This window comes from Cellulomonas sp. SLBN-39, from assembly GCF_006715865.1.
Lineage (GTDB): Bacteria > Actinomycetota > Actinomycetes > Actinomycetales > Cellulomonadaceae > Cellulomonas.
The window spans coordinates 1,550,456-1,574,340 of record NZ_VFOA01000001.1 but is presented as its reverse complement, the minus strand read 5'-3'; the positions used below and the strand labels follow the sequence as shown (position 1 = coordinate 1,574,340).

The following is a 23,885-nucleotide window of genomic DNA, read 5'->3' as shown; positions in this document are numbered from 1 at the left end:
GGGGTGGAGCAGCTCACGAGAGTCACCCCCGCCACCGTCGACGTGCTCCGGGCGCTGCGGGCCGAGGGCCCCGACGTCTGGGGCCTGCGCGTCGTCAAGCTGTCGCAGCGCCCCGCGGGGACGGTCTACCCCGTGCTGGAACGGCTCGAGCGCGCCGGGTGGCTCACCTCGGACTGGGAGCAGGACGACGCGCGGCCCGGCCCCCGGCGGCGGCTCTACCGCTTCACGCCGGACGGCGCCGCCGCCGCCCTCGAGATCGTCACGTCCCGCACCGTCGCCGCCGGGCGCACCGCCCGCGCGGGCGCGGCCGCCGCACCCGCGGAGGGGACGGCATGAGCGGCCTCGCCCGGGCGCTCGTCCGGGCCGCCGCCGCGCTCGCGCCGGCCGCCGAACGCGCCCGACGGCGCGAGGAGTGGCTCGCGGACGTCGACGGCGCCGCCGAGGTCGAGGTCAGCCCGCTCTCCGTCGCCACCGCCGCGTGGCGCACCGCCTGGACCACCCGCACCCGAGGAGCAGCCGTGCAACCGATCGGACCCCTGGCCATCGCCCTGCGCCACCGGCGCCCGCACGGCCGCGCACCCGTCGTGCTCGCCGCGGTGCTGACCCTCACGCTCCTCGCGGGCCTGGTCCTCCTGCTCGCCGGGCTCGGCTGAGCCCTCCGGCCCGGCTCCGCCCGGCGTGCCCGTCAGCGGGTCAGGGAGCGGAGGATCTCCTCGGCGCGGTCGTCATGGCCCGTGCGGCGCAGGAGCGCGACGAGGTCGTCGGCCGCCTGGGTGCGGGGCTCGCGGGCACGGGCGACACCGAAGCCCTCGACCGCCGACTCCAGGTGCCAGGCCGCGTCCTCGGTGCGGTCCAGGGAGTCGAGCAGGCGCCCGGCCAGCCAGAACGCGTGCGCGGCGTCCGCCACGGCACCGACCCCGGCGTACGCCTCCGCGGCCCGGCCGGCGCGCACCACCGCGTCCTGCAGCCGCTCGTCGCCGCCGGTCGTGGCGAGCACGCGGGCGGCGGCGTCGTCCACGTCGGCCAGCGCGCGGCGCCGGTCGCCCTTGCGACGCTCCGCCAGGGCGGCCTGCTCCGGCGCCGCGTCGGCCTCGGGCTCCTCGACGAGGGTCGCGCGCGTCGCGTCGACGGCCGCGAGGAACGGGTCCACCTCACCGGTGGTGCCCGCCGCCGGCGCCCACGCCACCAGCACGGGGACCAGGTCGACAGGGTCCGCGCCGCCGGCCCGCAGCCGGGCCGCACCCCGCTCGAACAGGCGCGCGGAGGTGTCCTCGTCGCCGAGGACCTGCGCGCACGCGGCCGCCTCGGCGAGCGCGTAGCCGGCGTCGACCAGCAGTCCGGCGGCCTCGGCCTGCCCGGCGGCCTCGACGTACGCCTGGGCGGCGCCCTCCGTGTCGCCCGCGGCCAGCAGCCGCTCGGCACGCGCCAGGGCCGGCTCGTCCGTGGGGGCGCCCCCGGTCGGGACGGGTGCCGCAGCGGGACCGTCGGGCTCCGCCACGGCGGTCGCACCTGGACCGACCTCGACCGGTGCGGCGGGAAGACGCACGACGTCGAGGTCGAGCGGCTCGGGCTCGCCCTGCGTCGCGAGCGCGTCGGCGAGCTTGCCGGCCATGCGGGTGCTGCCGTTGCGGGCGTCGAACGCCTCCGCCAGGGTCCGGGCCTGCGCCGCGGCCCACGCGTGCAGCTCGCCGAGGGTCGCGGCCGGGACGTCCGCCAGACGCACGGCGACGTCCGCGTGGGCGGGCAGCAGGGCCGCGGTCCCGGCGACGACGCCGAGCAGCAGGTCCAGGCGCGCCCGCGGGGTGTCGGCACCGGTCAGGAGGCGCTGGTCCTGCTCGACGGCGCGGACGACGCGTGCGGGGTGGCCCGCGCGCCCCAGCAGCTCGATGCGCTCGCCGCGCGCCGCGGCCATGTCGCTGCTCGTCTCGGCGAGGGCGGCGACGGCACGGCGGTGGGTCCGCACCGCGTCGGCCGGCCGGCCCAGGTCCAGGTACGCCAGCGCGAGGCCGGCGAGCATGTCCGCGGGCTCGGTCGCGCACGTCAGGCCACGGTCGAGGGTCTCCTCGACGAGCCGGACGCCCTCGGCCGTGCGGCCGGTCTCGAACAGGTAGGACGCCCGGTCGCCCGGGTCGCAGACCTCGCACTGGGAGTACTCGTCGCGCGGCGTCGCCACCCAGGTGGCGTACAGGTCCTCGACGTCGGGCGCGCCGCGCCGGGCGGCCCACGCGAACCGCGAGTAGGCGACGGCGTCGCGACCGAGCCCGGCGAGCGCGTACCGGCGCTCCATGTCGTCGAGCGTGGCCCCGATCTGCGTGGCGGGCACGCTCGGGAAGTCGCCGAGGTGGCCGACCATCCACTTGAACGACCAGAACATCGCGTGCTTGTCGACCTCGTCGAAGTGCTCCGGGTGCTCGTCCCACCAGCGCACGAGCTGCGTGAACGGCAGGTAGGCGCGGTCGACCTCGCCGGCCCACACCATCGACTCCACGAGCACCGACAGCGCGTACGCGCGCGCCTGGTCCGGGCCCTCGGCCTCGACCAGGCGTGCCTGCAGCTCCGCGGCCTGCGTGCGCGCGACCCCGTAGGGCAGCGAGCGGATCCGGGCGATCTCGCGGTTGACCTCGTCCAGCGTGCGGCTCACCGCGCGTCCTCCTCGTCCGGGTCCGTCGCGCCGAGCCCCGCCTGCAGCAGGACCGACATCGACGTGGTCATGGTCTGGGCGTCCCGCGCGCGCAGCGGCTCGCCGGCCAGCAGCAGCGCGGTGACGTACATCGACCGCAGCCCCGCGGCGAACACCTCGGGGCGGTGCGCGCCGGCCAGCAGGTGGCGCACGGTGGGGTTGGCGTCGTTGAGCACGAGGCGGCGGGCGGCCGCGGGGGTGCCGGAGAACCCGGCGAGGACGCCGCCCCACAGGTCGTCGGCCTCCTGCACGGTCCGCTCGACCTCGCGCCGGTGCTGGTCCTCGCGGTCGTCGAGCATCACCGCGGGCAGGTCGTCGGGCTCGAAGCGCCGCACGACGACCTCGCAGTCGAGGTCGCGCACGGCTGCGGTGGCGGCGGGGACGACGTCGATGAGCTCGAGCTCCCGCTCGGGCTCGAGCGTGCCGAGCACCTGGGCGACGTCCTGCGTGCGCAGCGCGCGCACGTCCCAGCCGCGCCGCCCGGTGAGTCGGGCCAGCAGGTCGCCGTCGTAGACGTACCCGGCGTTGACCACGAGCAGGCCCTGCGCGCGGGCCACGGGCGCGACCCGGCGGAACTCCTCGACGCTGGTGGTGTGCACGACCGTGCCGACCGCGTCGCGGACCTCGGCGAGGGTGCGCGTGCCGTCCGTCGTCTCGAACGGCAGCACCTGCGCGGCGATGTCGAGGACCTCGTCGTCGACGAGCGCGAGCGAGCGCAGCGCCAGGTGGTGCGTGCGGACGAACTCCTGGGCCAGCCGGCCGCCAGCCTGCAGCGTCGCCAGGGTCCAGGCGCGCACCTGCGCGGCCAGCGCGTCGCGCGTGACCAGCAGCGCCTCGTCGTCGTACAGCGCCTCGCGCGAGGCCGTGGGGCGCAGGCCGTCGGCGTCGACGACGCAGCGCACGTAGAACGCCCAGCCGGGCAGCAGCGTGTCGACGCGCTCGCCCAGCAGCATGCGCTTGAGGTGCACGCGGTGGGTGCTGCCGCCGCCGGGCGGCACCGCGGCGGGCAGCACGTACGCGACACCCGTCAGGCCGGTGAGCGGCACGTCGAGGTCGAGGTGCGCGAGCGGCGTGAAGCCCAGGGTCCGCTCCGCGTACCGCACGAGCGCGGCCGAGCGCGCCGCGTCGTCCGCGTAGGTCGCACGCCACGGCAGCTCGTGCTCGGTGACGCGGCGCCAGGCCGTCTCGCCGTTGCCGAGCGGCACCTCGACGGCCACGTCGAGCGGCAGCAGCGCGCCGTACTCCGTGGCGAGCGCCGCGACCGTCTCGGCGGCCGTCCAGTGCTCCATGTCGCGGCGCGGGTGCAGCCGCACGGTCGAGCCGACCGGGTCGGACGGGTCGCGCGGCAGCACGGTGAGGTCGTACGTGCCGTCGGGGTGCCCGACCCACCGCACGCCCGGGGCGTCGGGGTCGGTGGCCGAGCGCGACTCGAGCTCGATGCGCTCGGCGACCATGAACGCGGACAGCAGGCCGATGCCGAACTGCCCGAGGAACTCGGTGCGCCCGACCCCGAGGTCGAGGTCCCGCTTGGAGCTGCGCCCCACGGTGGCGAGCAGCTCGCGCGCGTCGTCGGGCGTCAGGCCGACGCCGGTGTCGGTGACCTCGAGGCCACCCCCGTCGAGCGGGCGCAGCCGGACCCGGCCCGGCGCGCCGGGCTCGTGGGCCCGGCGCGCCGTGACCGCGTCGACGGCGTTCTGGAGGAGCTCGCGCACGTACACGCGCGGCCCGGAGTACAGGTGGCGGGCGAGCAGGTCGACGACGCCGCGCAGGTCGACCTGGAACGCCTGCCCGAGCTCGTCACCCCCCGCTGCGGGGGCGGTGCTCACTCCTGCTCGGCCTCGGCGGCCTTCGCGGCGGCGGCCTGCTCCGGGTACGCCTCGTCGAGGGCCTCGAAGAACGAGAGCGCGGTGCTGATCCCGCACGCGAGGTGCACGTCGAGCTGCTCGTCGGTCAGGCCGTGCTCGTAGTCGACCGTGTGCTCGGCGTAGACGCCCAGGCGGTCGTCCTCGACGCGCACGTAGACCTTGGGCCACAGGCGGTCGGCGTTCCAGTCGTTGACCTTGGCGCTGACGGTGGCGAGCTCGTCGAGGCCGACCTGGCGGTTCCAGCGCCCGCGGACCTGGAGGTACTCCTGGTCCTGGCCGATCCGGAAGAAGTAGAAGAGGTGACCGTCCCAGTACCCGCCGACGTCACCGTCGTCGTCGATGCCGTACCGCATCTCGCGCGCGTCGAGGCAGGCGGTGATCCGCTCGGCGCTCAGGGGCGGCAGGGCGCTGCCGGGGGTGGCGGTCGGCTTGTTGAAGAATCCCATGGGTCCTCGTCCGTCGGCTGCTGGAGGGGCCGTGAACGGCCGACGTCGAGAGTAGCCCGGACCGCTATGTCCCGTCCGTCCCGTTCACACGTCCGGCGGACCGGGCTCAGTGCGCACCGGCGACGAGGTCGACGACGAGGCCGGCGGCGATCGCGACCATGACCACGGCGACACCGGCGTCGAGCACGCGCCACGCCCCGGGGCGCGCGAACACCGGGCGCAGCAGGGCCGCACCGAAGCCGAGGGCGCTGAACCACGCGACGCTGCCCACGGCGGCCCCGGCGGCGAACCACCAGCGGGCGTCCCCGTGCCCGGCGGAGACCGCCCCGAGCAGGACGACGGTGTCGAGGTACACGTGCGGGTTGAGCCACGTCAGCGCGAGCGTCACCAGCAGGACGGGCACGACGGGGGCGGTGGCGCCCGCCGGCCGGTCGTCGTCGGCGACCAGCGCACCGGGGTGCAGCGCACGCCGCGCCGCGAGTGCGCCGTAGACCAGCAGGACGGCGGCGCCGAGCAGCGTGGCGACGGCGGTGACGACGGGGCTGGCGGCGACGAGTGCCCCGACCCCGGCGGTGCCGACGGCGATGAGCACGACGTCGGACAGCGCGCACACAGCCACGACGACGGCGACGTGCTCGCGCCGCAGCCCCTGCCGCAGCACGTGCGCGTTCTGCGCGCCGATCGCCACGATCAGACCGAGCCCGAACACGAGCCCGGCCAGCGCGGACGTCCACCCCGTTCCCATGGCGACGACGCTAGGTGCCGCCACGGGTGCAGGCCAGCGAAAGTTCCTGACGTGCCGTTAGCGTGGCTTCATGGACTGGGACCTCGGCCAGCTCCGCGCGCTCGCCGCCGCGGTCGAGCTCGGCACGTTCGATGCCGCCGCCCGCGCGCTGCACGTCACCCCGTCGGCGGTGAGCCAGCGGATCAAGGCCCTGGAGCAGCAGACCGGCGCCGTGCTGCTGCACCGTGACCGGCCCGTGCGCCCGACGCCGGCCGGCGAGCCCTTCGTGCGCCTGGCCCGGCAGGTCGACGCGCTCACGGCCGACGCGACCCGGCACCTGGTCGCCGCCCGCACCCCGCGCGTCACCCTCGCGGTCAACGGCGACTCCCTCACCACCTGGGTGCTGCCCGCCCTGGCACCGCTGGCCGCGGACGTCGCGATCGAGATCGTGCGCGAGGACCAGGACGTCACGGCCGAGCTGCTGCGGGACGGCCGGGCGATGGCGGCGGTGACGACGCAGGCGCGCGCCGTGCAGGGGTGCACCGCCGAGCCCCTGGGCACGATGCGCTACCGGCCGCTGGCCACGCCCGCGTTCGTGGCCCGGTGGTTCGCGGCGGGCGTCGACGCGGCCTCGCTGGCCGCCGCGCCCGTCGTGGTGTTCGACGCCGACGACCGCCTGCAGGACCGCTGGCTGCGCGCCCAGGGCGTCGACCCGGCCGCCCCTCTGCGGCACCTGGTGCCCGCGTCCGCGGACTTCGCGACGGCCGTGCGGCTCGGCTGGGGCTGGGGCATGCTCCCCGCCCAGCAGTCCGGCGCCGACGAGGCGGCGGGCCGCCTGGTCCCGATCGCGGGCGACGACTGGATCGACGTGCCCCTGCACTGGCAGCAGTGGTCGCTGCGCACCGCGGCCCTCGACGCCGTCGCCGACCACGTCCGCACCGCAGCACGTGGCGCACTGACCTGACGACCCTCGTGCTGGCCCCCGCAGGTCTCACAGTGTATGAATTGATCTAAGAAATTCATGATTTGATGTGAGAGGACGTCATCATCGACGCCGAGACGAACCCCTACACCCCTGGTGCCGGGGCGACCCCCGTCGCCCTGGTGGGACGGGGGAGCGAGATCGAGTCCGCGCGTGTGCTCGCCGTGCGGACCCGGAACGGGCTCACTGGTCGCAGCCTGATGCTCCATGGGCTCCGCGGGGTCGGGAAGACCGTCCTGCTGCGCGCGCTCCAGCACGAGCTCGACCGTCGTGGGTGGCTGACGGTGGCTGTCGAGGCGCAACGGGACCCCGATGCTCGGGCACTCGCCCGGCAGCAGCTGGAACGAGGGCTGCTGGCCGGTGCAAGGCGCCTGGCCAGCCGCTCGGAGCGCCTGTCGGACACCCTCGCGTCGGCGTTGTCGACCCTCACCTCGTTCAGCCTCTCGGTGGGAGCGGGGGTCACGCTCGGCGCCAACCTGCAGCCGGCTCGGGGTCGGGCCGACACAGGCGTGCTCGAGCTCGATCTGGTCGAGCTCGTGGAGGACCTCACGCCGGCACTGCGCGACGCGGGCATCGGGCTCGCGGTCTTCGTCGACGAGATCCAGGACCTCGAGGCATCGACGCTGACGGCGCTGCTGGCTGTGCAGCACCAGGCGGCGCAGCGGGGCTGGCCGTTCTCGGTCTTCGGCGCGGGCCTTCCCAGCGTCCCTGCCGTCCTCTCCGAAGCACGCTCGTATGCCGAGCGGCAGTTCGAGTACCGCAGCATCGACCGCCTGGGCGCGGACGACGCCACCGAGGCGTTCGCCGGGCCCGCCCGGACCGCCGGCGCCTCCTTCACCCCGGAGGCCCTCAAGCTCCTGGTCGACGCGTCGGGCGGCTACCCCTACTTCATCCAGGAGCTGGGCTTCCAGGCCTGGCAGCTCGCCCCTGGCCCCGACCTCATCACGGACGACGACGCACGACTCGCGGCGTCAGCGGGCATCGACGCTCTCGACGCCGGGTTCTTCCGAGCGCGGTGGGAGCGGGCGACGCGCGCCGAGCAGCGGTTCATGCGTGCCATGGCCGCCGACCACGACACACCGAGCCTCCTGACCGACCTGGTCGAGCGACTGCGCAAGCGCAAGCCGTCCGATCTCTCCGTCGCGCGCCGTGACCTGATCTCCAAGGGCCTCATCTACGCGTCGGCCCGTGCGGAGCTGGCGTTCACCGTCCCGCACATGGCCTCGTACATCAACCGCCGTCACGGCGAAGGATGAGAACGCCCGCGGCCACGAGCACGGGTCAGGCGCGGACCACCAGGAGGCAGAGGTCGTCGTCGTGGGCCTCGCCGACCATCGCGGCCAGGACGAGGCGGCGGGCCTCCTCGGCGTCGACGCCGGCCGGGAGCCCGGCGACCACGTCCTGCAGGAGGTGCAGCCCGTCGCGCTGCGAGCGGTCGTACCGCTCGACGAGGCCGTCGGTGTAGAGCACGAGCAGCGCACCGGGCGGCACGTCGACGACGCGCTCGGTCAGGGCGTCGATCGGTCGGATCCCCACGGGGGTGCGCAGGGCCCCGTCGAGCACCTGCAGCCGCCCGTCGGGCAGCCGCAGCAGCGGCGGCAGGTGGCCGGCGCGGGCGTACGCCAGGCGGCGCACGGTCCCGGGCTCGCCGGTGAGGCGCGCGACGACGAGCGTGGCCAGGTCGCCGATGTCCAGGGCCCGCACGAGGTCGTCCAGGCGGTCGACGACGTCGACCGGCTCACGGCCCTCCCAGGCCAGCGTGCGCAGCACGGACCGGAGCTGCCCCATCGACGCGGCGGCGTGCATGTCGTGGCCCACGACGTCGCCGATCATCAGCCCCGTGCTGCCGTCGGGCAGGGCGATGACGTCGAACCAGTCGCCGCCGACCGCGGCCAGGCGGGACGCCGGCAGGTACGTCGCCGCGGTCTGCAGCCCCGGCACGGGCGTCAGGCGCGGGAGCATCCGGTCCTGCAGCGCGGTGGCCGCCTGCCGCTCCTGGACGTAGAGGCGCGCGTTGTCGTACGCGAGGCCTGCCCGGTGACCGATGTCGGCGAGGGTGGCCATGTCGGCCGCGCTGAACGCCCCCGGCCTGGCGGAGACGACGGCGACCGACCCGAGCACCTCGTGCCGGGCGCGCAGGGGCACGACCATCGCCGAGCCGAGCCCGAGCAGCACCATCGCGGCCCGCTGCTCGGCCGACCCGTGCACGGCCAGCAGGTCGCCGCCGATGTCGAAGGGCGCCAGCGTGAACCGGGTGCCGCCGCGCAGCACGTCCAGCACCGGCAGCGACTCCAACGCCCACTCCGGCGACCGCGAGAGCATCGCCGCGGCGTCGACCGCACCGGCGTCGGCCGTGCGCACGACCGCCCGCGGCTTGGAGCGGCGGCCCACCGTGACGACGTGCGCCCAGCCGCCGAAGTGCGCGGCGAGCAGCGCAGGCAGCTCGGCCAGGATCGCGTCGGGCTCGGTCAGCTCGCTCAGCCGCCGCGTCACGCCCGCGATCATGGCGAGGCGGTCCTTCTCGTCCCGCACCTCGACGAGCTCGCGACGCCGCGCCGCGTCGGCCTCGACGCGGGCGGTGACCTCGGCCTGGACGCCCACGCGGTGCGTGACGTTGCCGAGCTCGTCGAAGACCGGGCTGATCACCACCTGGTTCCAGAACGGCGAACCGTCCTTGCGGTAGTTGAGCAGCGTCTCGCCGATCGTGACGTCCGCGGACAACGCGGTGCGGATGCGCGCGACCGCCTCCGGGTCGGTGCCCTCGCCCTGGAGGAACCGGCAGTTGCGTCCGACGACCTCCTGCGCGGTGTAGCCCGTCACGGCCGTGAACGACGGGTTGACCCACACGATCGGGTCGTCCGGGAGCTGGGGGTCGCTGATGGTGAACGCCAGGTCGCTCGCGAGGGCCGCGCGCCGCTGCAGGTCGGCGCCGTCGCCGTCCTCGGCGTCGTCGCGCTGCGGCAGGAGGACCACCAGCACGTGCCGGTCCAGCGTGCCCGGTGCCCCCTCCATGCGGGTCGCCATGCCCCACAGCGTCGCGTCGTGCGCCCCGCCCTCCGTGGCGTCGGGCCGGGCGACGAGCCGCACGCCGTCGACGGAGAGCAGGTCGACGAGCCGGTGGTCGGCGTCGTCCAGGCGCGTGCCGTCCGCGAGGCGCACCCCGGCGGACTTGACCCAGGACCCCGCCGCGAGCGGCACGTGCACCGCGCCGGACATCCGCAGGGCGACGCCGTTGGCGTAGACGACCTCGTCGGTGAGCGCGTCCACGAGCAGCACGGCGGCGGGCCCGTAGGCCGGCGGCACCGGGGTCACCGGCCGCTCCGACCCCAGGCCTGGTGGCGGGTCCGTCGCTCGATCATCACGATCACGATCGTAGGTGGGGTGCCCGCGGTCGGCACGGGGAGCGCTGGACACCGGTCCGGGAGCACCCCGGCGGAGTGCGCTCCCCCGACGCGCGGACCTCCGCGGGCGCACCTACCGTGGAGCGGTGCGGCCGAGCGGTCGACCGCACCGAGACCGAGCGAGACCGACCGAGGGGCACGTGTGACCGGGACCAGCGCAGCAGGCGCCACCGACGGACCGAACGTCGACGCGGGCCTGCGCACCCAACCGATGCCCGAGGGCTACGCGCTCGTCGAGACCTGGCGGCTGGAGACCACGGCGCAGCTGTCGTCGTTGCGCCGCGACCTCACGCTGGCCACGGGGCGCACCCCGGGGGCGCTCGACCAGATCGGTGAGCGGATGGTGCTCATCGCCACCGAGCTGGCGACGAACGCCCTCCTGCACGGCATCCCCCCGACGATCGTCCGCCTCTTCACGGGCGACGACGCGTACCTCGTCGACGTGGCCGACCACGACCTGACGACGCGGCCGGTGCCGGCCGGTGACCGGGCGGTCGGCAGCGGCGGGTTCGGCCTGCAGATCGCCCGCAAGCTCTCCCAGGAGGTCGGCTGGTACACGACCGAGACGACCAAGCACGTCTGGGCCCTGATGCCGCTGACCTGACCGCCCGCCCGCCCCGACCCGCGGGCCGGACGTCAGCGGTTCTCGTACGCCTCCAGCACGGACGCGGGGATGCGCCCCCGGTCGGTGATCTTGTGCCCGTTCTCGCGCGCCCAGGCGCGGACCGCCCTCGACTGGTCACGGTCCACGGTCGCGGCCGCGGCACGCCGCCCGGGCCGTTCCGCCCGGCGACCGGCGGCGATGTACGGCTGGAGGGCGCGCAGGAGCTCGTCGCGGTGCTCGTCGTTGAGGTCCACCTCGTAGACCGTGTCCTGCCAGGCGAACCGGTACGTGGCGGCGCCCTCCGTGCCGTCGATGTCGTCGGTGATGATCACGCGCGTCTGCTGGGCCATGCGCAGGATCCTCCCCCACGCCGGGCACCACCGCCGCCGACGCCCGTCCCCGGCACCGTCCCGGTCGCGGACCGGACGGACGACGCGCACGATGGCAGGGGCGTCGAGCACGGGCGCCTCCGCCCCCCGACGAGGAGCCCGTGATGAGCTCGACCCTGCACGACCACCCCGCCACCCGCCCCGCCACCCGCCCCACCGCCGGCACCGCCGACCGGCACCAGCCCCGCCTGCCCGTCCCCGCCCCCCGGGGTCCCCTGAGCGCCGCGCTCCTCGCCGTCCTGCCCGCCGGGCCGCCCGACGACGACGCGCACGACCGGCTGGCCACCGCGCAGACGCTGGCCACGACGGCCGCACGGGCCGGTGACGAGGTCCTCCACGACGCGGACGTCCAGCTCGCCCTCGCCGTCCTCTACGCGCTGCACCACCGCGGGGTCGAGGGCGTCGACGACGCCTGGGAGTGGGAGCCCGCGCTGCTGCACCTGCGGCGCACGCTCGAGCGCCCGTTCGAGGCCGCCCTGCGCGCCCGGGCCGGTCACCCCCGCGGCCCCGCCACGGGTGCCGCCGACGTCGCCCGGCACCTGTTCGCGCTCGCGGCCGCCGACGACGGGCCGAGCCTGTCGCGGTACGTGGCCCGGCACGCCGACGCCGAGCAGGTCCGCGAGCTGCTCGTCCTGAAGTCGCTCTACCAGCTCGCCGAGGCGGACCAGCACACGTGGGCGGTCCCGCGCCTGGCCGGCGGGCCGAAGGCGGCGCTGGTGGAGATCCAGGCCGACGAGTACGGCGGCGGGCAGGCCGGCCGCATGCACGCCGAGCTGTTCGCGGCGACGATGCGCGGCGCAGGGCTCGACGACACCTACGGCCGGTACGTCGACGTCGTCCCCGTCCCGGTGCTGGTCGCGCTGAACACCATGTCGCTGCTCGGGCTGCACCGCCGGCTGCGCGGCGCCGCCGTGGGGCACCTGGCCGCGTTCGAGATGACGTCGTCGGTGCCGAGCCGGCTGTACGGCAACGGCCTGCGCCGGCTCGGGCACGACGCGTCGACGACCGGGTACTTCGACGAGCACGTCGAGGCCGACGCGGTGCACGAGCAGATCGCGGCCCGCGACCTCGCCGGCGGCCTCGTCGAGGACGAGCCCGCGCTCGCCGACGACGTGGCGCTCGGGGCCGCGGTGTGCCTGGCCGTCGAGGGCGACGTGGCCGCCCACGCGCTGGAGCGGTGGGCCGCCGGGCGGTCCGCGCTGGAGGGCCCGTGGCGGGACGTCCCGGGCGGCACCCGTGGGTGACGCCCGTGACCGGGCCCCGGTCACGGTGACCGCCTGCCCCGACGGGCCGCTGCTGGTGCGCGGCCCCGCCCGCATCGTCGACGGCGAGGGCCGTGAGGTCGAGCGGCGCCGCGCCACGGTGGCCCTGTGCCGGTGCGGCGGCACGGGGATCCCGCCCTGGTGCGACGGCACCCACAAGGTCAACGGCTACCGCAGCGGGGACTCCGGCTGACGCCGCACGGCCCCTGACGGCACGGGGTCCGGGGCGCGTCCGGATCACCGCGGCGGGCGTCCGGGGAGCGTCAGGACGGACGCCGGTCCCACCCGGGCGGGAGGTGAATGGCGGACGGCGGCCGCGGGGCCGCCCGCCGCCGGCGCGCCGGTCGGCGTGAGAACCGACGGGAGCCCCTGCTGTGGCCGACCTCGCCCTCGTGGCCCTGACCTGCGCAGTCTTCGCGCTGCTCGCCCTGCTCGTGACGGCGGTGCGGGAGCGATGAGCGCGGAGCACGTCGTCGCCCTCGTCGTCGCGGTGGTTCTCGCCGCCTACCTGCTCGCGTCCCTCCTCGCGCCGGAGCGGTTCGAGTGAGCGCCACCCTGGCCGCGTGGCTGCAGGTCGGCCTGCTCGTCCTGATGCTGGCCGCGGTGCACGTGCCGCTCGGCGACCACCTGTGGCGCACCTGGACCAGCCCCCGGCACCTGCGGGTCGAGCGCGTGCTCTACCGGGCCGGCGGCATCGACCCGGACGCCGAGCAGACCTGGCCCGTGTACGCGCGCTCGCTGCTGGCGTTCTCGGCCGTCGGGGTGCTGCTGCTGTACGCCCTGCTGCGGCTGCAGGCGTACCTGCCGCTCGCGCTCGGCATGCCGGGCGTCGAGCCCGCGGGCGCCTGGAACACCGCCGTCTCGTTCGTCACCAACACCAACTGGCAGTGGTACTCCGGCGAGCAGACGCTCGGCCACCTCGCGCAGGCCGCCGGCCTGACCGTGCAGAACTTCGTCTCCGCGGCCGTGGGGCTCGCCGTCGCCGCGGCGCTCGTGCGCGGGTTCGCCCGCTCCGCCGCCGACCGGGTCGGCAGCTTCTGGGTCGACGTCGTGCGCGCGACCGTGCGCGTGCTGCTGCCGCTGGCGCTCGTCGCCGCGGTGGTGCTGCTGCTCGGCGGCGTCGTGCAGTCGTTCTCCGGCCCGCAGGAGGTCACGACGCTCTCCGGCGCCACGCAGCAGGTCCCGCTCGGACCGGTCGCGTCGCAGGAGGCGATCAAGGACCTCGGCACCAACGGCGGCGGGTTCTTCAACGCGAACTCCGCGCACCCCTTCGAGAACCCGAGCCCCTGGACCAACCTGCTCGAGGTGTTCCTGCTGCTCGCGATCCCGTTCAGCCTGCCGTGGACCTTCGGCCGCGCGGTCGGCGACCGCCGCCAGGGGTTCGCCGTGCTCGGCGTCATGGGCGGGCTGTGGGCGGCGGCCGTCGCGGTGACGACGTGGGCGGAGACGCACGCGCTCGGCACGGTGCCGCAGGCCGCCGGTGCGGCGCTCGAGGGCAAGGAGGTCCGCTTCGGGCCCGCCGCGTCCGCGCTGTTCGCGGTCTCCACCACCGGGACGTCCACCGGGTCCGTCAACGCCGCGCACGACTCGCTCACCGCGCTCGGTGGCGGCACCGCGATGCTGAACATGATGCTCGGCGAGGTCGCCCCGGGCGGGGTCGGCGCCGGGCTCTACGGCATGCTCGTCATGGCCGTGCTCGCGGTGTTCCTCGCCGGGCTCATGGTCGGCCGCACACCCGAGTACCTCGGCAAGAAGATCGGCCGCCGGCAGGTCACGCTCGTCGCCCTGTACGTGCTGGCGGTGCCGACGCTCGTGCTCGTGGGGGCCGCCCTCACCGCCGGCATCCCCGCGCTGACCGCCGCGTCCGTGCAGGAGCCCGGCGCGCACGGGCTGTCCGAGATCCTCTACGCCTACGCGTCGGCGGCCAACAACAACGGCTCCGCGTTCGCCGGGTTCTCCGCCGGGACGCCGTACCAGAACGTGGCCCTCGGCCTGGTCATGCTGCTCGGCCGGTTCGTGCCGATCGTGCTCGTGCTGGCGCTCGCGGGCAGCCTCGCCCGCCAGGACCGCGTGCCCGCCGGGCCCGGCACCCTGCCGACCCACGGACCGGTGTTCGCCGTGCTCCTCGCCGGTGTCGTCGTCGTGGTCGCCGGCCTGACCTTCTTCCCCGCTCTCGCTCTCGCCCCTGTCGCGGAGGCCCTGCTGTGACGCTCACCGACCAGCCCCCCACCACCGACGAGCCCCGTGTCCGCGCGGGCGCGTTCCGCCCCGCGCTGCTGCTGACGGCCCTGCCCGACGCGCTGCGCAAGCTCGACCCGCGGCACCTCGTCCGCACGCCCGTCATGCTCGTCGTGTGGGTCGGGTCCGTGGCCACCACGGTCCTGGCCGTCCTCGACCCCTCCGTGTTCGCGTGGTCCATCGCGGCCTGGCTGTGGGCCACGGTGGTCTTCGCCAACCTCGCCGAGTCCGTCGCGGAGGGCCGCGGCAAGGCCCAGGCCGCGTCGCTGCGCAAGGCCCGCACCGACACCCTCGCCCGCCGGCTGCTGCCCGACGGCACGCAGGAGCAGGTGCCCGGCCCGGCGCTGGCGGTCGGCGACCTCGTGGTCGTCGAGGCGGGCGAGACGATCCCCGGCGACGGCGACGTCGTCGAGGGCGTCGCGAGCGTCGACGAGTCGGCCGTGACCGGCGAGTCCGCGCCCGTGGTCCGCGAGTCCGGCGGGGACCGCTGCGCCGTCACGGGCGGCACCCGCGTGCTGTCCGACCGCGTCGTCGTGCGGATCACGGCGCGCGCCGGCGAGACGTTCCTCGACCGGATGATCGGCCTCGTCGAGGGCTCCGCGCGCCAGCGCACGCCCAACGAGGTGGCCCTCAACCTGCTGCTGGCGTCGCTGACGCTGGTGTTCCTGCTCGCGGTCGTCACGCTGCAGCCGTTCGCCGTCTACTCCGGGCAGGCGCAGCCGCTGGTCGTGCTGGTCGCGCTGCTGGTCTGCCTCATCCCGACCACGATCGGCGCGCTGCTGTCGGCCATCGGGATCGCCGGCATGGACCGGCTCGTGCAGCGCAACGTGCTCGCGCTCTCGGGCCGCGCGGTCGAGGCGGCGGGCGACGTCGACGTGCTGCTGCTCGACAAGACCGGCACCATCACGCTCGGCAACCGGCAGGCCGTCGAGCTCGTGCCCGCCGAGGGCGTCCGCGAGGAGGACCTCGCCGAGGCCGCGCAGCTGTCGTCGCTGGCCGACGAGACCCCCGAGGGCCGATCGGTCGTCGTGCTGGCCAAGGAGCGCTACGGGCTGCGCACGGGGTTCCGCACGCAGCTGCCGCACGCGACGTTCGTGCCGTTCACGGCCCAGACGCGCATGAGCGGGGTCGACGTGACCGAGCACGCCGGGCTGCGGCGCGTGCGCAAGGGCGCCGCGTCGGCGGTGCAGGCGTGGGTGCGCGAGAACGGCGGCGAGCCGTCGGCCGACGTCGCCCGCACCGTCGACGCGATCAGCGCCGCCGGCGGCACGCCGCTCGTGGTCGCCGAGCAGGTGCCCGGGGAGCCCGCGCGGGCCGTCGGCGTCATCCACCTCAAGGACGTCGTCAAGCACGGCCTGGGCGAGCGGTTCGCCGAGCTGCGCCGCATGGGCATCCGGACGGTGATGATCACCGGCGACAACGCGCTCACGGCGCGGGCGATCGCCGACGAGGCCGGCGTGGACGACTTCCTCGCCGAGGCCACGCCGGAGGACAAGCTCGCGTTGATCACCCGGGAGCAGGCGGCCGGGCGGATGGTCGCGATGACGGGCGACGGGACGAACGACGCCCCCGCGCTCGCGCAGGCGGACGTCGGGGTGGCCATGAACACCGGCACCTCGGCCGCCAAGGAGGCCGGGAACATGGTCGACCTCGACTCCGACCCGACCAAGCTCATCGAGATCGTCGCCATCGGCAAGCAGCTGCTCATCACGCGCGGCGCGCTCACCACGTTCTCCATCGCCAACGACGTCGCCAAGTACTTCGCGATCATCCCGGCGATGTTCAGCGGCCTGTACCCGCAGCTCGACCGGCTGAACGTCATGGGTCTGCACTCGCCGCAGTCGGCCGTGCTCTCCGCGGTGGTGTTCAACGCGCTCGTCATCGTCGCGCTCGTGCCCGTCGCGCTGCGGGGCGTGCGCTACCGCGCGCAGGACGCGGCGTCGCTGCTGCGGCGCAACCTGCTCGTCTACGGCGTCGGCGGGCTGATGGTGCCGTTCGTCGGCATCAAGGCCGTCGACCTCGTCGTCTCCCTGCTGCCCGGCCTGTGAACCCCCTGGAGCCTGCGACCATGACCCCGTTCCTGCGCCAGTCCCTCGCGGGGCTGCGGCTGATGCTCGCGCTGACCCTCGTGCTCGGCGTGCTCTACCCGACCGCCGTCTGGGCGGTCGGACGCCTCGTGCCCGACCGGGCCGAGGGCTCCCTGATCGAGGTCGACGGGCAGGTCGTCGGCTCGCACCTGCTCGGCCAGGCGGTCGACGGGCCCGGGTGGTTCCACCCGCGCCCCTCCGCCGCCGGGGACGGGTACGACGGCCTGGCCTCGGGCGCGTCGAACCTGGGCCCGGAGAACCCCGACCTGCTGGCGGAGGTCGAGGCCCGCCGGGCGGAGGTCGCCGCGCGCGAGGGTGTCGACCCCGCGCTCGTGCCCGCCGACGCCGTCACCGCGTCCGCGTCCGGCCTCGACCCCCACGTGTCCCCCGCGTACGCGGAGCTGCAGGTCCCGCGTGTCGCCCGCGAGCGCGGGCTCGACGAGGCGACCGTCCGTACGCTCGTCGGGCAGGCCACCGCGGGGCGCGACCTGGGGGTGCTGGGCGAGCCGCGCGTGAACGTGGTCGAGCTGAACGCGTCCCTGGCGGCGCTCGGGTGAGGGGCGCCGGTCCCGTGCGGGGCGCGGCGACGACGGAGGAGGTCGGCTCGGTGCAGGCGGCGGCGCGCGGTGACGGGTCGTCCCCGCACGGGCGGCTGCGGGTGTACCTGGGTGCGGCGCCGGGCGTCGGCAAGACGTACGCGATGCTCGACGAGGGGCACCGGCGGGCCGAGCGGGGCGTCGACGTGGTGGTGGGGCTGGTCGAGACGCACGGGCGGGTGCACACGGCGGCGCTGCTGGAGGGCCTGGAGGTGGTGCCGCGGCGCACGGTCCTGCACCGCGGGGCGACGCTGACGGAGATGGACGTCGACGCGGTGCTGGCGCGGCGCCCGGCGCTGGTGCTGGTGGACGAGCTGGCGCACACCAACGCGCCGGGGTCGCGGCACGCCAAGCGGTGGCAGGACGTCGAGGAGCTGCTCGCGGCGGGCGTCGACGTGGTGACGACGGTGAACGTGCAGCACCTGGAGTCGTTGAACGACGTGGTCGAGGCGATCACGGGGGTGCGTCAGCAGGAGACGGTGCCGGACGACGTGGTGCGCCGGGCGGACCAGATCGAGCTGGTCGACATGAGCCCGGAGTCGCTGCGTCGCCGGCTCGCGCACGGCAACGTGTACGCGGCGGAGAAGGTCGACGCGGCGCTGACGCAGTACTTCCGGGTGGGCAACCTCACGGCGCTGCGGGAGCTGGCGCTGCTGTGGACGGCGGACCGGGTGGACGAGGCGCTGGCGGCGTACCGGCGCGAGCAGGGCATCGACGAGGCGTGGCCGGCGCGCGAGCGCGTGGTGGTGGCGGTGACGGGCGGTGCGGAGACGGAGACGCTGGTGCGCCGCGGGGCGCGGATCGCGCAGCGCGGCAGCGGCGGGGAGCTGCTGGCGCTGCACGTGCTGCGCGGCGACGGGCTGACGGGGGTCGCGCCGGACTCCCTGGGGCGGCACCGGGCGCTGGTGGAGCAGCTGGGCGGGTCGTGGCACACGGTGCTCGGCGACGACGTGGCGCAGGCGGTGCTGGACTTCGCGCGCGGGGTGAACGCGACGCAGGTGCTGGTGGGGGCGACGCGGCGGCGGCGGGTCGCGGCGGCGCTGTCGCCGGGGATCACGGCGCGGGTGATCCAGGGCTCGGGCGACACGGACGTGCTGGTGGTGACGCACGAGGAGGCGGGCCGCGGGGTGCGGGGGCCGGGGCCGCGGGGGGTGCTGTCGGTGCGCCGGGTCGCGCTGGCGTGGGCGCTGGCGGGGCTGGGTCCGCCGGTGCTGGCGGCGCTGCTGCGGGCGGCGGGCGGGATCGAGACGCTGCCGACGGTGCTCATGCTGTTCCTGGCGCTGACGGTGGGGGTGGCGCTGGTCGGCGGGCTGCGGCCGGCGCTGCTGAGCGCGGTGCTGGGCGGGCTGCTGGGCAACTTCCTGTTCGTGGCGCCGCTGCACACGCTGTCGATCGCGGAGCCGCGCAACGCCCTGGCGATCGCGGTGCTGCTGGCCGTGGCGGTGGGGGTGTCGACGGTCGTGGACCTCGCCGCGCGGCGCACGGTGGAGGCGGCCCGCGCCCGGGCGGAGGCGGACACGCTGACCGCGATCGCGGGCGCGGTGCTGACCGTGCCGGAGACGGTCCCGGCCGTGCTGGAGCAGCTGCGGGAGTCGCTGCGCCTGGACGGCGTGGCGCTGCTGGGCCGGTCCGGCGACGGGCGCCCGCCGGCGCGGTGGGAGCTGCGGGGCACGTCGGCGGGCGACGCCCCGGCGGGTGCGGACGACGCGACGGCGACGGTGCCCGTGGACGACGACCTGCTGCTGGCGCTGCGCGGACGCACGCTGGCGCCGCAGGACGTGCGGTTCGTGGCCGCGGTGGGGCAGCAGCTGCGGGCCGTCGTCGAGCGTGACCGGCTGCGCTCGGAGGCGCGCCTGACCCGTGCGGAGCGGGAGCGCGGCGAGATGCGCACCGCCCTGCTCGCGGCGGTCTCGCACGACCTGCGCACGCCGCTCGCGGCGATCAAGGCGGGCGTGACGGCGCTGCGCAGCGTCGGCGACCGCATCTCCCCCGCCGACCGCGACGACCTGCTCGCGGACGTGGACCACCAGAGCGACCGGCTGCAGCACCTGGTGGACAACCTGCTCGACATGAGCCGCCTCGACGCGGGCGCCCTGGCCGTGCACGCCGACCCCGTGACGCTCGACGAGGTCGTGCTGCGCGCGCTCGGGGCGGTGCCGGAGGGCGCCGTCGACGTCGACGTGCCCGAGGAGCTCCCGCTCGTGGACGCCGACGCGGGCCTGCTGGAGCGCGCGCTGGCCAACGTCGTGGAGAACGCCGTGCGGCACAGCCCGCCGGGCCGCCCGGTGCGCGTGGTGGCCCAGGAGGTGCCGGACGCCGTGGTGGTGCGGGTGGTCGACCACGGCCCGGGCGTGCCCGACGACCGCAAGGACCGCATGTTCGCCGCGTTCCAGCGTCTCGGCGACGCGCCCCGCGGGCACGGCCTGGGCCTGGGCCTGGCGGTCGCGCAGGGGTTCGTCCGCGCCAACGGCGGCACCCTGGAGGCGGAGGACACCCCCGGCGGAGGCCTCACCATGGTGCTGACGCTCCCGCTGCCGGGGCGCGGACCGGGAGGTGGGGCGTGAGCACGCGAGTCCTCGTCGTCGACGACGAGCCCGCGCTGGCGCGTGCGCTGGCGGTGACGCTGCGCGCCCACCGGTACGAGGCGACGGTCGCCCACTCCGGCGCGACCGCCCTCGACGCGGTGGCGTCCTGGCGCCCCGACGTCGTGGTGCTCGACCTGGGCCTGCCCGACCTGGACGGCATGGACGTGCTGCGCACCGTCCGCTCCTGGTCGGGCGTGCCCGTGGTGGTGCTCTCGGCCCGGCAGACCAGCGACGACAAGGTCGAGGCCCTCGACGCGGGCGCCGACGACTACGTGACCAAGCCCTTCGGCATGGACGAGCTGCTGGCGCGGATCCGCGCCGCCGTGCGCCGCCGCCCCCAGGACGAGACCCCGCCCGTGGTGGCCACCTCCGCGTTCACCGTCGACCTGGGCCGGCACGTCGTCACCACCGCCGACGGCACCGAGGTGCGCCTCACGCCCACCGAGTGGCACATGCTCGAGGTCCTCGCCCGGCACGCCGGCAAGGTCGTCGGCCGCCGCGAGCTGCTCACCGAGCTGCGCGGCCCCCACCTCGACGGCGAGTCCCACTACCTGCGCGTCTACATGGCCCAGCTGCGCCGCAAGCTCGAGCCCGACCCGGCCCACCCCCGCCACCTGCTCACCGAACCGGGCCTCGGCTACCGCCTCCAGCCCTGACCGCTGCGCCGGTGCGCTCGGCTGCGCGACCGCCCGACGGCACCGGACGCGGCGGGCCGATCCGCACCCGGTGGACGGCCGTCCCGCCTACCCTGGGGACCGTCGTGACGGCCCCGCCGGGCCGCCGCGCAGGAGCGCGCCGGACGGTCGGCACGCGGTGAACGCGGAGGTCGGTCGTGACCCGTGACCGGACGGTGCCGGCATGACGCAGCGCCCCGACCGTCCCCTCGTCGTGGGCGTCGCGCAGCTCGACTCCGCGGTCGGCGACGTGACGGGCAACATCGCACGCGCGGTCGACGTCGTCACGCGGGCGTCCGACGCCGGTGCGGCGCTCGTCGTCCTGCCCGAGCTGTCGCTGACCGGGTACGACCTCGCGGCACTCGCCGACGCGACCCTGTGGTTCACGCCGGACGACGGACGCCTCGACCGCCTGCGGGCACTGAGCGCGGACCGGGGCGTGTGGACCGTCGTCGGCGCGCCCGTGGACACCGGCGCCGCGCATCACCTGGCCTCGGTGGTGCTCGCGCCGGACGGGTCGACGGTCGTCGCCCCGAAGACCCACCTCCACGGTGAGGAGGTCCGCTGGTTCGACCCTGGGGCCGGTCCGACGACGCTGGACGTCGACGGCTGGTGCGTGGCGCTCGCCGTCTGCGCGGACACGGCGGCCCCCGAGCACGCGGCGGCCGCCCGTGCGGCAGGCGCCGACGTCTATGCCACCTCGGTCCTGTACACCCAGGGCGAGGAGTCCCTCCTGGCCGGGCGCATGGCGGCACGCGCCCGTGACCACGCGATGACCGTCGTCGCGGCCAACACCGCGGGCCGGCCGCTGGGTCAGCGCTCCGCCGGCGGCTCGGGGGTCTGGGCGCCCGACGGCTCGGCCGTGCGGACCGCGGTAGGGCGTGACGACGAGCTCCTCGTCGTGCCGGTTCCCTGACGCAGCGCACGCCCTAATCGTTTCCGTCGCCGCGCAGGGGGTCGGGGCGACGAGCGGTCGTCCTAGGGTGCTGGGAGCGGTGCCGCAGCGGCTCGACCCAGCGTCGGGCGGCCGCTGCCGGGCGCCGCCGCCTCGTCCGCTCCCACCCGAGGACTGCCATGTCTCCGATCACCCCACGGCGTGCCCTGCGCCGCGGCTGGGCCGCCGGTCTCGCGGTCGCCACCGCCCTCACCGTCGCGGGCGTCGGCGCGCCCGCCGCCGTCGCGGCGCCCGACCCGGGCACCGCGGTCAAGGTCAACCAGGTCGCGTACGTGCCGGGCGTCGCCAAGGTCGCGACGCTCGTCAGCACGTCGACCACGCCGGTCGCGTGGACGCTGCGCGACGCGGCGGGCCGCACGGTCGCCGAGGGGACGACCACGGTGCAGGGCGCGGACGCGCTGTCCGGCGACCGCACGCACCGCGTGGACTTCTCGGCGTACGACACCCCGGGCACGGGGTACGTGCTGTCGGCGGGCGGGGCGAGCAGCCTGCCGTTCGACATCTCGGCCGACCCGCTGGAGCGGCTGAAGGCCGACTCGCTGGCGTTCTTCTACCACCAGCGCTCCGGCATCGCGATCGAGTCCCGGTACGTCGGCAGCACGTACGCGCGGGCGGCCGGGCACCTGGGCGTGGCACCCAACCAGGGCGACACGAGCGTGCCGTGCCGCACGTCGTGCGGGTACAGCCTGGACGTGCGGGGCGGCTGGTACGACGCCGGCGACCACGGCAAGTACGTCGTCAACGGCGGCATCGCGACGTGGCAGCTGCAGAACGCGTACGAGCGGACCCTGCACGTGGCCGGCGCCGACCGCGCGGCGCTCGGCGACGGGACGGCCGCGATCCCGGAGCAGGCCAACGGGGTGCCGGACGTGCTCGACGAGGCCCGCTGGGAGCTGGAGTTCCTGCTGCGGATGCAGGTGCCCGCGGGGCGCACCGACGCCGGCATGGTGCACCACAAGATGCACGACGAGAGCTGGACGGGCATCCCGACGATCCCGGCCCAGGACGCCCAGCGCCGCGTGCTGGCCCCCGTGAGCACGGCCGCGACGCTCAACATGGCAGCCGTGGCCGCGCAGGCGTCGCGCCTGTGGGCGACGTACGACCCGGCGTTCTCGACCCGGGCGCTGGCCGCCGCGCGCACCGCGTACGCCGCGGCGAAGGCCAACCCGAACCGCATCGCGTCGGACACCGACGGCACCGGCGGCGGCGCCTACGGCGACAAGACGGTCACCGACGAGTTCTACTGGGCCGCGGCCGAGCTGTACGCGACGACCGGCGAGGCCGGGTACCGCGCCGACGTCACGGGCTCGTCGTTCTACCGGGGCACGAGCTTCACCGAGCGCGGGTACGACTGGGGCTGGACCGGCGGGCTCGGCGACACGACCCTCGCGCTCGTCCCGACGGGCCTGCCCGCCGCCGACGTCACCGCGACCCGGGCCGCGATCGTGCGGTTCGCGGACGCGGCGCTCGCCCGCCTGGCCACGCAGGCGTACCCCGCACCGAACAACGCGGGCAACGTCTACTACTGGGGCTCCAACGGGCAGGTCGCGAACAACGCGAACGTGCTGGCCCTCGCGCACGACTTCACCGGTGAGGCCAAGTACCGCACGGCCGTGTTCGGAGCGCTCGACTACTTCCAGGGCCGCAACCCGCTGAACCAGTCGTACGTCGCGGGCTACGGCGAGAAGGCCGTGCGCAACGTGCACCACCGGTTCTGGGCCAACCAGGCCGACGCGTCGCTGCCGACCGCCCCGCCCGGGTCGTTCTCCGGCGGTCCCAACAGCGAGCTGCAGGACCCGCTGGCGGCATCCCAGCTGGCCGGGTGCGCGGCGCAGAAGTGCTTCGTGGACCACATCGAGGCGTACTCGGTCAACGAGGTCGCGATCAACTGGAACTCGGCCCTCGTGTGGCTGACCGCGTGGGCCGCCGAGCAGGCGGGGGGCACGACGCCCACCCCGACGCCCACGCCCACGCCGACCCCGACGGTCACGCCCACCCCCACGCCGACCGTGACGCCGACGCCCACGCCCAGCCCCACGGTCACGCCGACCCCGACGCCCACGCCGACGTCCTCCGCGACCTGCAAGGTCACGTACACGGCCAGCTCGTGGACGTCCGGCTTCACCGCCGCGGTCACCGTGACCAACACGGGCAGCACGGCGTGGTCGTCGTGGCGGCTGGGCTTCACGTTCCCGGGCGACCAGCAGGTCACCCAGGGCTGGAGCGCCACGTGGGCCCAGACGGGGAAGGCCGTGACCGCGACGAGCGCCGCCTGGAACGGTGCGCTGGCCCCGGGCGGGTCGACGACGATCGGGTTCAACGGCTCGTACAGCGGCACGAACGCCGCGCCGACCGCGTTCACCGTGAACGGCTCGACCTGCTCCTGAGCGGTGCACG

Annotated in this window: 21 protein-coding genes; 15 read left to right on the top strand and 6 right to left on the bottom strand. The window is 75.8% G+C overall.

All coding sequences use genetic code 11. The features are described from left to right. The first annotated feature begins 3 nt into the window (after positions 1–3). Positions 4–336, top strand: coding sequence for a PadR family transcriptional regulator (locus tag FBY24_RS07190; RefSeq protein ID WP_142159331.1), 333 nt, complete (start codon positions 4–6; stop codon positions 334–336). Beyond that, the gene (locus FBY24_RS07185) at positions 333–653 is read left to right on the top strand and encodes a hypothetical protein (protein WP_142159329.1); all 321 of its coding nucleotides are present in this window, start codon (positions 333–335) and stop codon (positions 651–653) included. The genes FBY24_RS07190 and FBY24_RS07185 overlap by 4 nt, the downstream gene beginning before the upstream one ends. 32 nt (positions 654–685) lie before the next feature. Here FBY24_RS07185 and FBY24_RS07180 read toward each other — a convergent pair whose 3' ends face one another. The 4 genes from FBY24_RS07180 to FBY24_RS07165 form a co-directional block, all read right to left on the bottom strand. Continuing rightward, entirely contained in the window at positions 686–2,641 is a 1,956-nt protein-coding gene (locus FBY24_RS07180; RefSeq protein WP_142159327.1) for a hypothetical protein, read from the bottom strand. Then, positions 2,638–4,506 carry an HSP90 family protein gene (locus FBY24_RS07175; RefSeq protein WP_142159325.1) on the bottom strand — a complete coding sequence of 623 codons (1,869 nt, stop codon included), beginning with the start codon at positions 4,504–4,506 and terminating at the stop codon, positions 2,638–2,640. The genes FBY24_RS07180 and FBY24_RS07175 overlap by 4 nt, the downstream gene beginning before the upstream one ends. After that, entirely contained in the window at positions 4,503–4,991 is a 489-nt protein-coding gene (locus FBY24_RS07170) for a YbjN domain-containing protein (protein ID WP_142159323.1), read from the bottom strand. Before FBY24_RS07170 ends, FBY24_RS07175 begins: the two co-directional genes overlap by 4 nt. 106 nt (positions 4,992–5,097) lie before the next feature. Further along, a complete protein-coding gene (locus FBY24_RS07165) occupies positions 5,098–5,736 on the bottom strand; it encodes a LysE/ArgO family amino acid transporter (protein ID WP_142159321.1) in 639 nt (212 codons plus the stop codon). Between the two features lie 70 nt (positions 5,737–5,806). Between FBY24_RS07165 and FBY24_RS07160 the strand changes: the two genes are divergently transcribed. Beyond that, a complete protein-coding gene (locus tag FBY24_RS07160; RefSeq protein WP_142159319.1) occupies positions 5,807–6,679 on the top strand; it encodes a LysR family transcriptional regulator ArgP in 873 nt (290 codons plus the stop codon). Between the two features lie 140 nt (positions 6,680–6,819). Beyond that, positions 6,820–7,953 carry an ATP-binding protein gene (locus FBY24_RS07155; protein WP_160158454.1) on the top strand — a complete coding sequence of 378 codons (1,134 nt, stop codon included), beginning with the start codon at positions 6,820–6,822 and terminating at the stop codon, positions 7,951–7,953. Positions 7,954–7,978: 25 nt separating this feature from the next. Here the strand turns inward: FBY24_RS07155 and FBY24_RS07150 are convergent, their stop codons facing one another. After that, positions 7,979–10,009, bottom strand: a complete 2,031-nt coding sequence (locus FBY24_RS07150) for a SpoIIE family protein phosphatase (RefSeq protein WP_142159315.1) — start codon at positions 10,007–10,009, stop codon at positions 7,979–7,981. 231 nt (positions 10,010–10,240) lie between these two features. On the opposite strand from FBY24_RS07150, the gene FBY24_RS07145 reads away from it, so the two are divergent. After that, positions 10,241–10,702: an ATP-binding protein gene (locus FBY24_RS07145; protein WP_222117215.1), complete on the top strand. Its 462-nt coding sequence runs from the start codon at positions 10,241–10,243 to the stop codon at positions 10,700–10,702. Positions 10,703–10,734: 32 nt separating this feature from the next. Here FBY24_RS07145 and FBY24_RS07140 read toward each other — a convergent pair whose 3' ends face one another. Further along, a complete protein-coding gene (locus tag FBY24_RS07140; RefSeq protein WP_142159313.1) occupies positions 10,735–11,052 on the bottom strand; it encodes an Lsr2 family protein in 318 nt (105 codons plus the stop codon). A gap of 143 nt (positions 11,053–11,195) precedes the next feature. Here FBY24_RS07140 and FBY24_RS07135 point away from each other — a divergent pair, with 143 nt between their 5' ends. The 10 genes from FBY24_RS07135 to FBY24_RS07090 all read left to right on the top strand — a co-directional run bounded on the left by FBY24_RS07135 (position 11,196) and on the right by FBY24_RS07090 (position 23,875). Further along, on the top strand, positions 11,196–12,335 hold the full coding sequence (locus FBY24_RS07135) for an iron-containing redox enzyme family protein (RefSeq protein WP_142159311.1): 1,140 nt from the start codon (positions 11,196–11,198) through the stop codon (positions 12,333–12,335). Then, positions 12,328–12,546 (top strand): CDGSH iron-sulfur domain-containing protein, encoded by a 219-nt coding sequence (locus FBY24_RS07130; RefSeq protein WP_142159309.1) that lies wholly within the window; start codon positions 12,328–12,330, stop codon positions 12,544–12,546. Before FBY24_RS07135 ends, FBY24_RS07130 begins: the two co-directional genes overlap by 8 nt. Positions 12,547–12,807: 261 nt before the next feature. Beyond that, a complete protein-coding gene (gene kdpF, locus FBY24_RS07125) occupies positions 12,808–12,900 on the top strand; it encodes a K(+)-transporting ATPase subunit F (RefSeq protein ID WP_142159307.1) in 93 nt (30 codons plus the stop codon). 44 nt (positions 12,901–12,944) lie between these two features. Next, positions 12,945–14,561: a potassium-transporting ATPase subunit KdpA gene (gene kdpA / locus FBY24_RS07120; protein ID WP_222117280.1), complete on the top strand. Its 1,617-nt coding sequence runs from the start codon at positions 12,945–12,947 to the stop codon at positions 14,559–14,561. After that, the gene (gene kdpB / locus FBY24_RS07115) at positions 14,558–16,639 is read left to right on the top strand and encodes a potassium-transporting ATPase subunit KdpB (RefSeq protein ID WP_142159303.1); all 2,082 of its coding nucleotides are present in this window, start codon (positions 14,558–14,560) and stop codon (positions 16,637–16,639) included. The genes kdpA and kdpB overlap by 4 nt, the downstream gene beginning before the upstream one ends. Positions 16,640–16,659: 20 nt before the next feature. Then, positions 16,660–17,235 carry a potassium-transporting ATPase subunit KdpC gene (kdpC, locus tag FBY24_RS07110; RefSeq protein WP_142159301.1) on the top strand — a complete coding sequence of 192 codons (576 nt, stop codon included), beginning with the start codon at positions 16,660–16,662 and terminating at the stop codon, positions 17,233–17,235. Between the two features lie 50 nt (positions 17,236–17,285). Beyond that, positions 17,286–19,838, top strand: a complete 2,553-nt coding sequence (locus FBY24_RS07105) for an ATP-binding protein (protein ID WP_370511023.1) — start codon at positions 17,286–17,288, stop codon at positions 19,836–19,838. Next, positions 19,835–20,515, top strand: coding sequence for a response regulator (locus tag FBY24_RS07100; protein ID WP_140458120.1), 681 nt, complete (start codon positions 19,835–19,837; stop codon positions 20,513–20,515). Before FBY24_RS07105 ends, FBY24_RS07100 begins: the two co-directional genes overlap by 4 nt. Before the next feature lie 202 nt (positions 20,516–20,717). Beyond that, positions 20,718–21,449, top strand: coding sequence for a carbon-nitrogen hydrolase family protein (locus FBY24_RS07095; protein ID WP_142159299.1), 732 nt, complete (start codon positions 20,718–20,720; stop codon positions 21,447–21,449). Positions 21,450–21,607: 158 nt separating this feature from the next. Further along, positions 21,608–23,875 (top strand): glycoside hydrolase family 9 protein, encoded by a 2,268-nt coding sequence (locus FBY24_RS07090; protein ID WP_142159297.1) that lies wholly within the window; start codon positions 21,608–21,610, stop codon positions 23,873–23,875. The last annotated feature ends 10 nt before the right edge of the window (positions 23,876–23,885 follow it).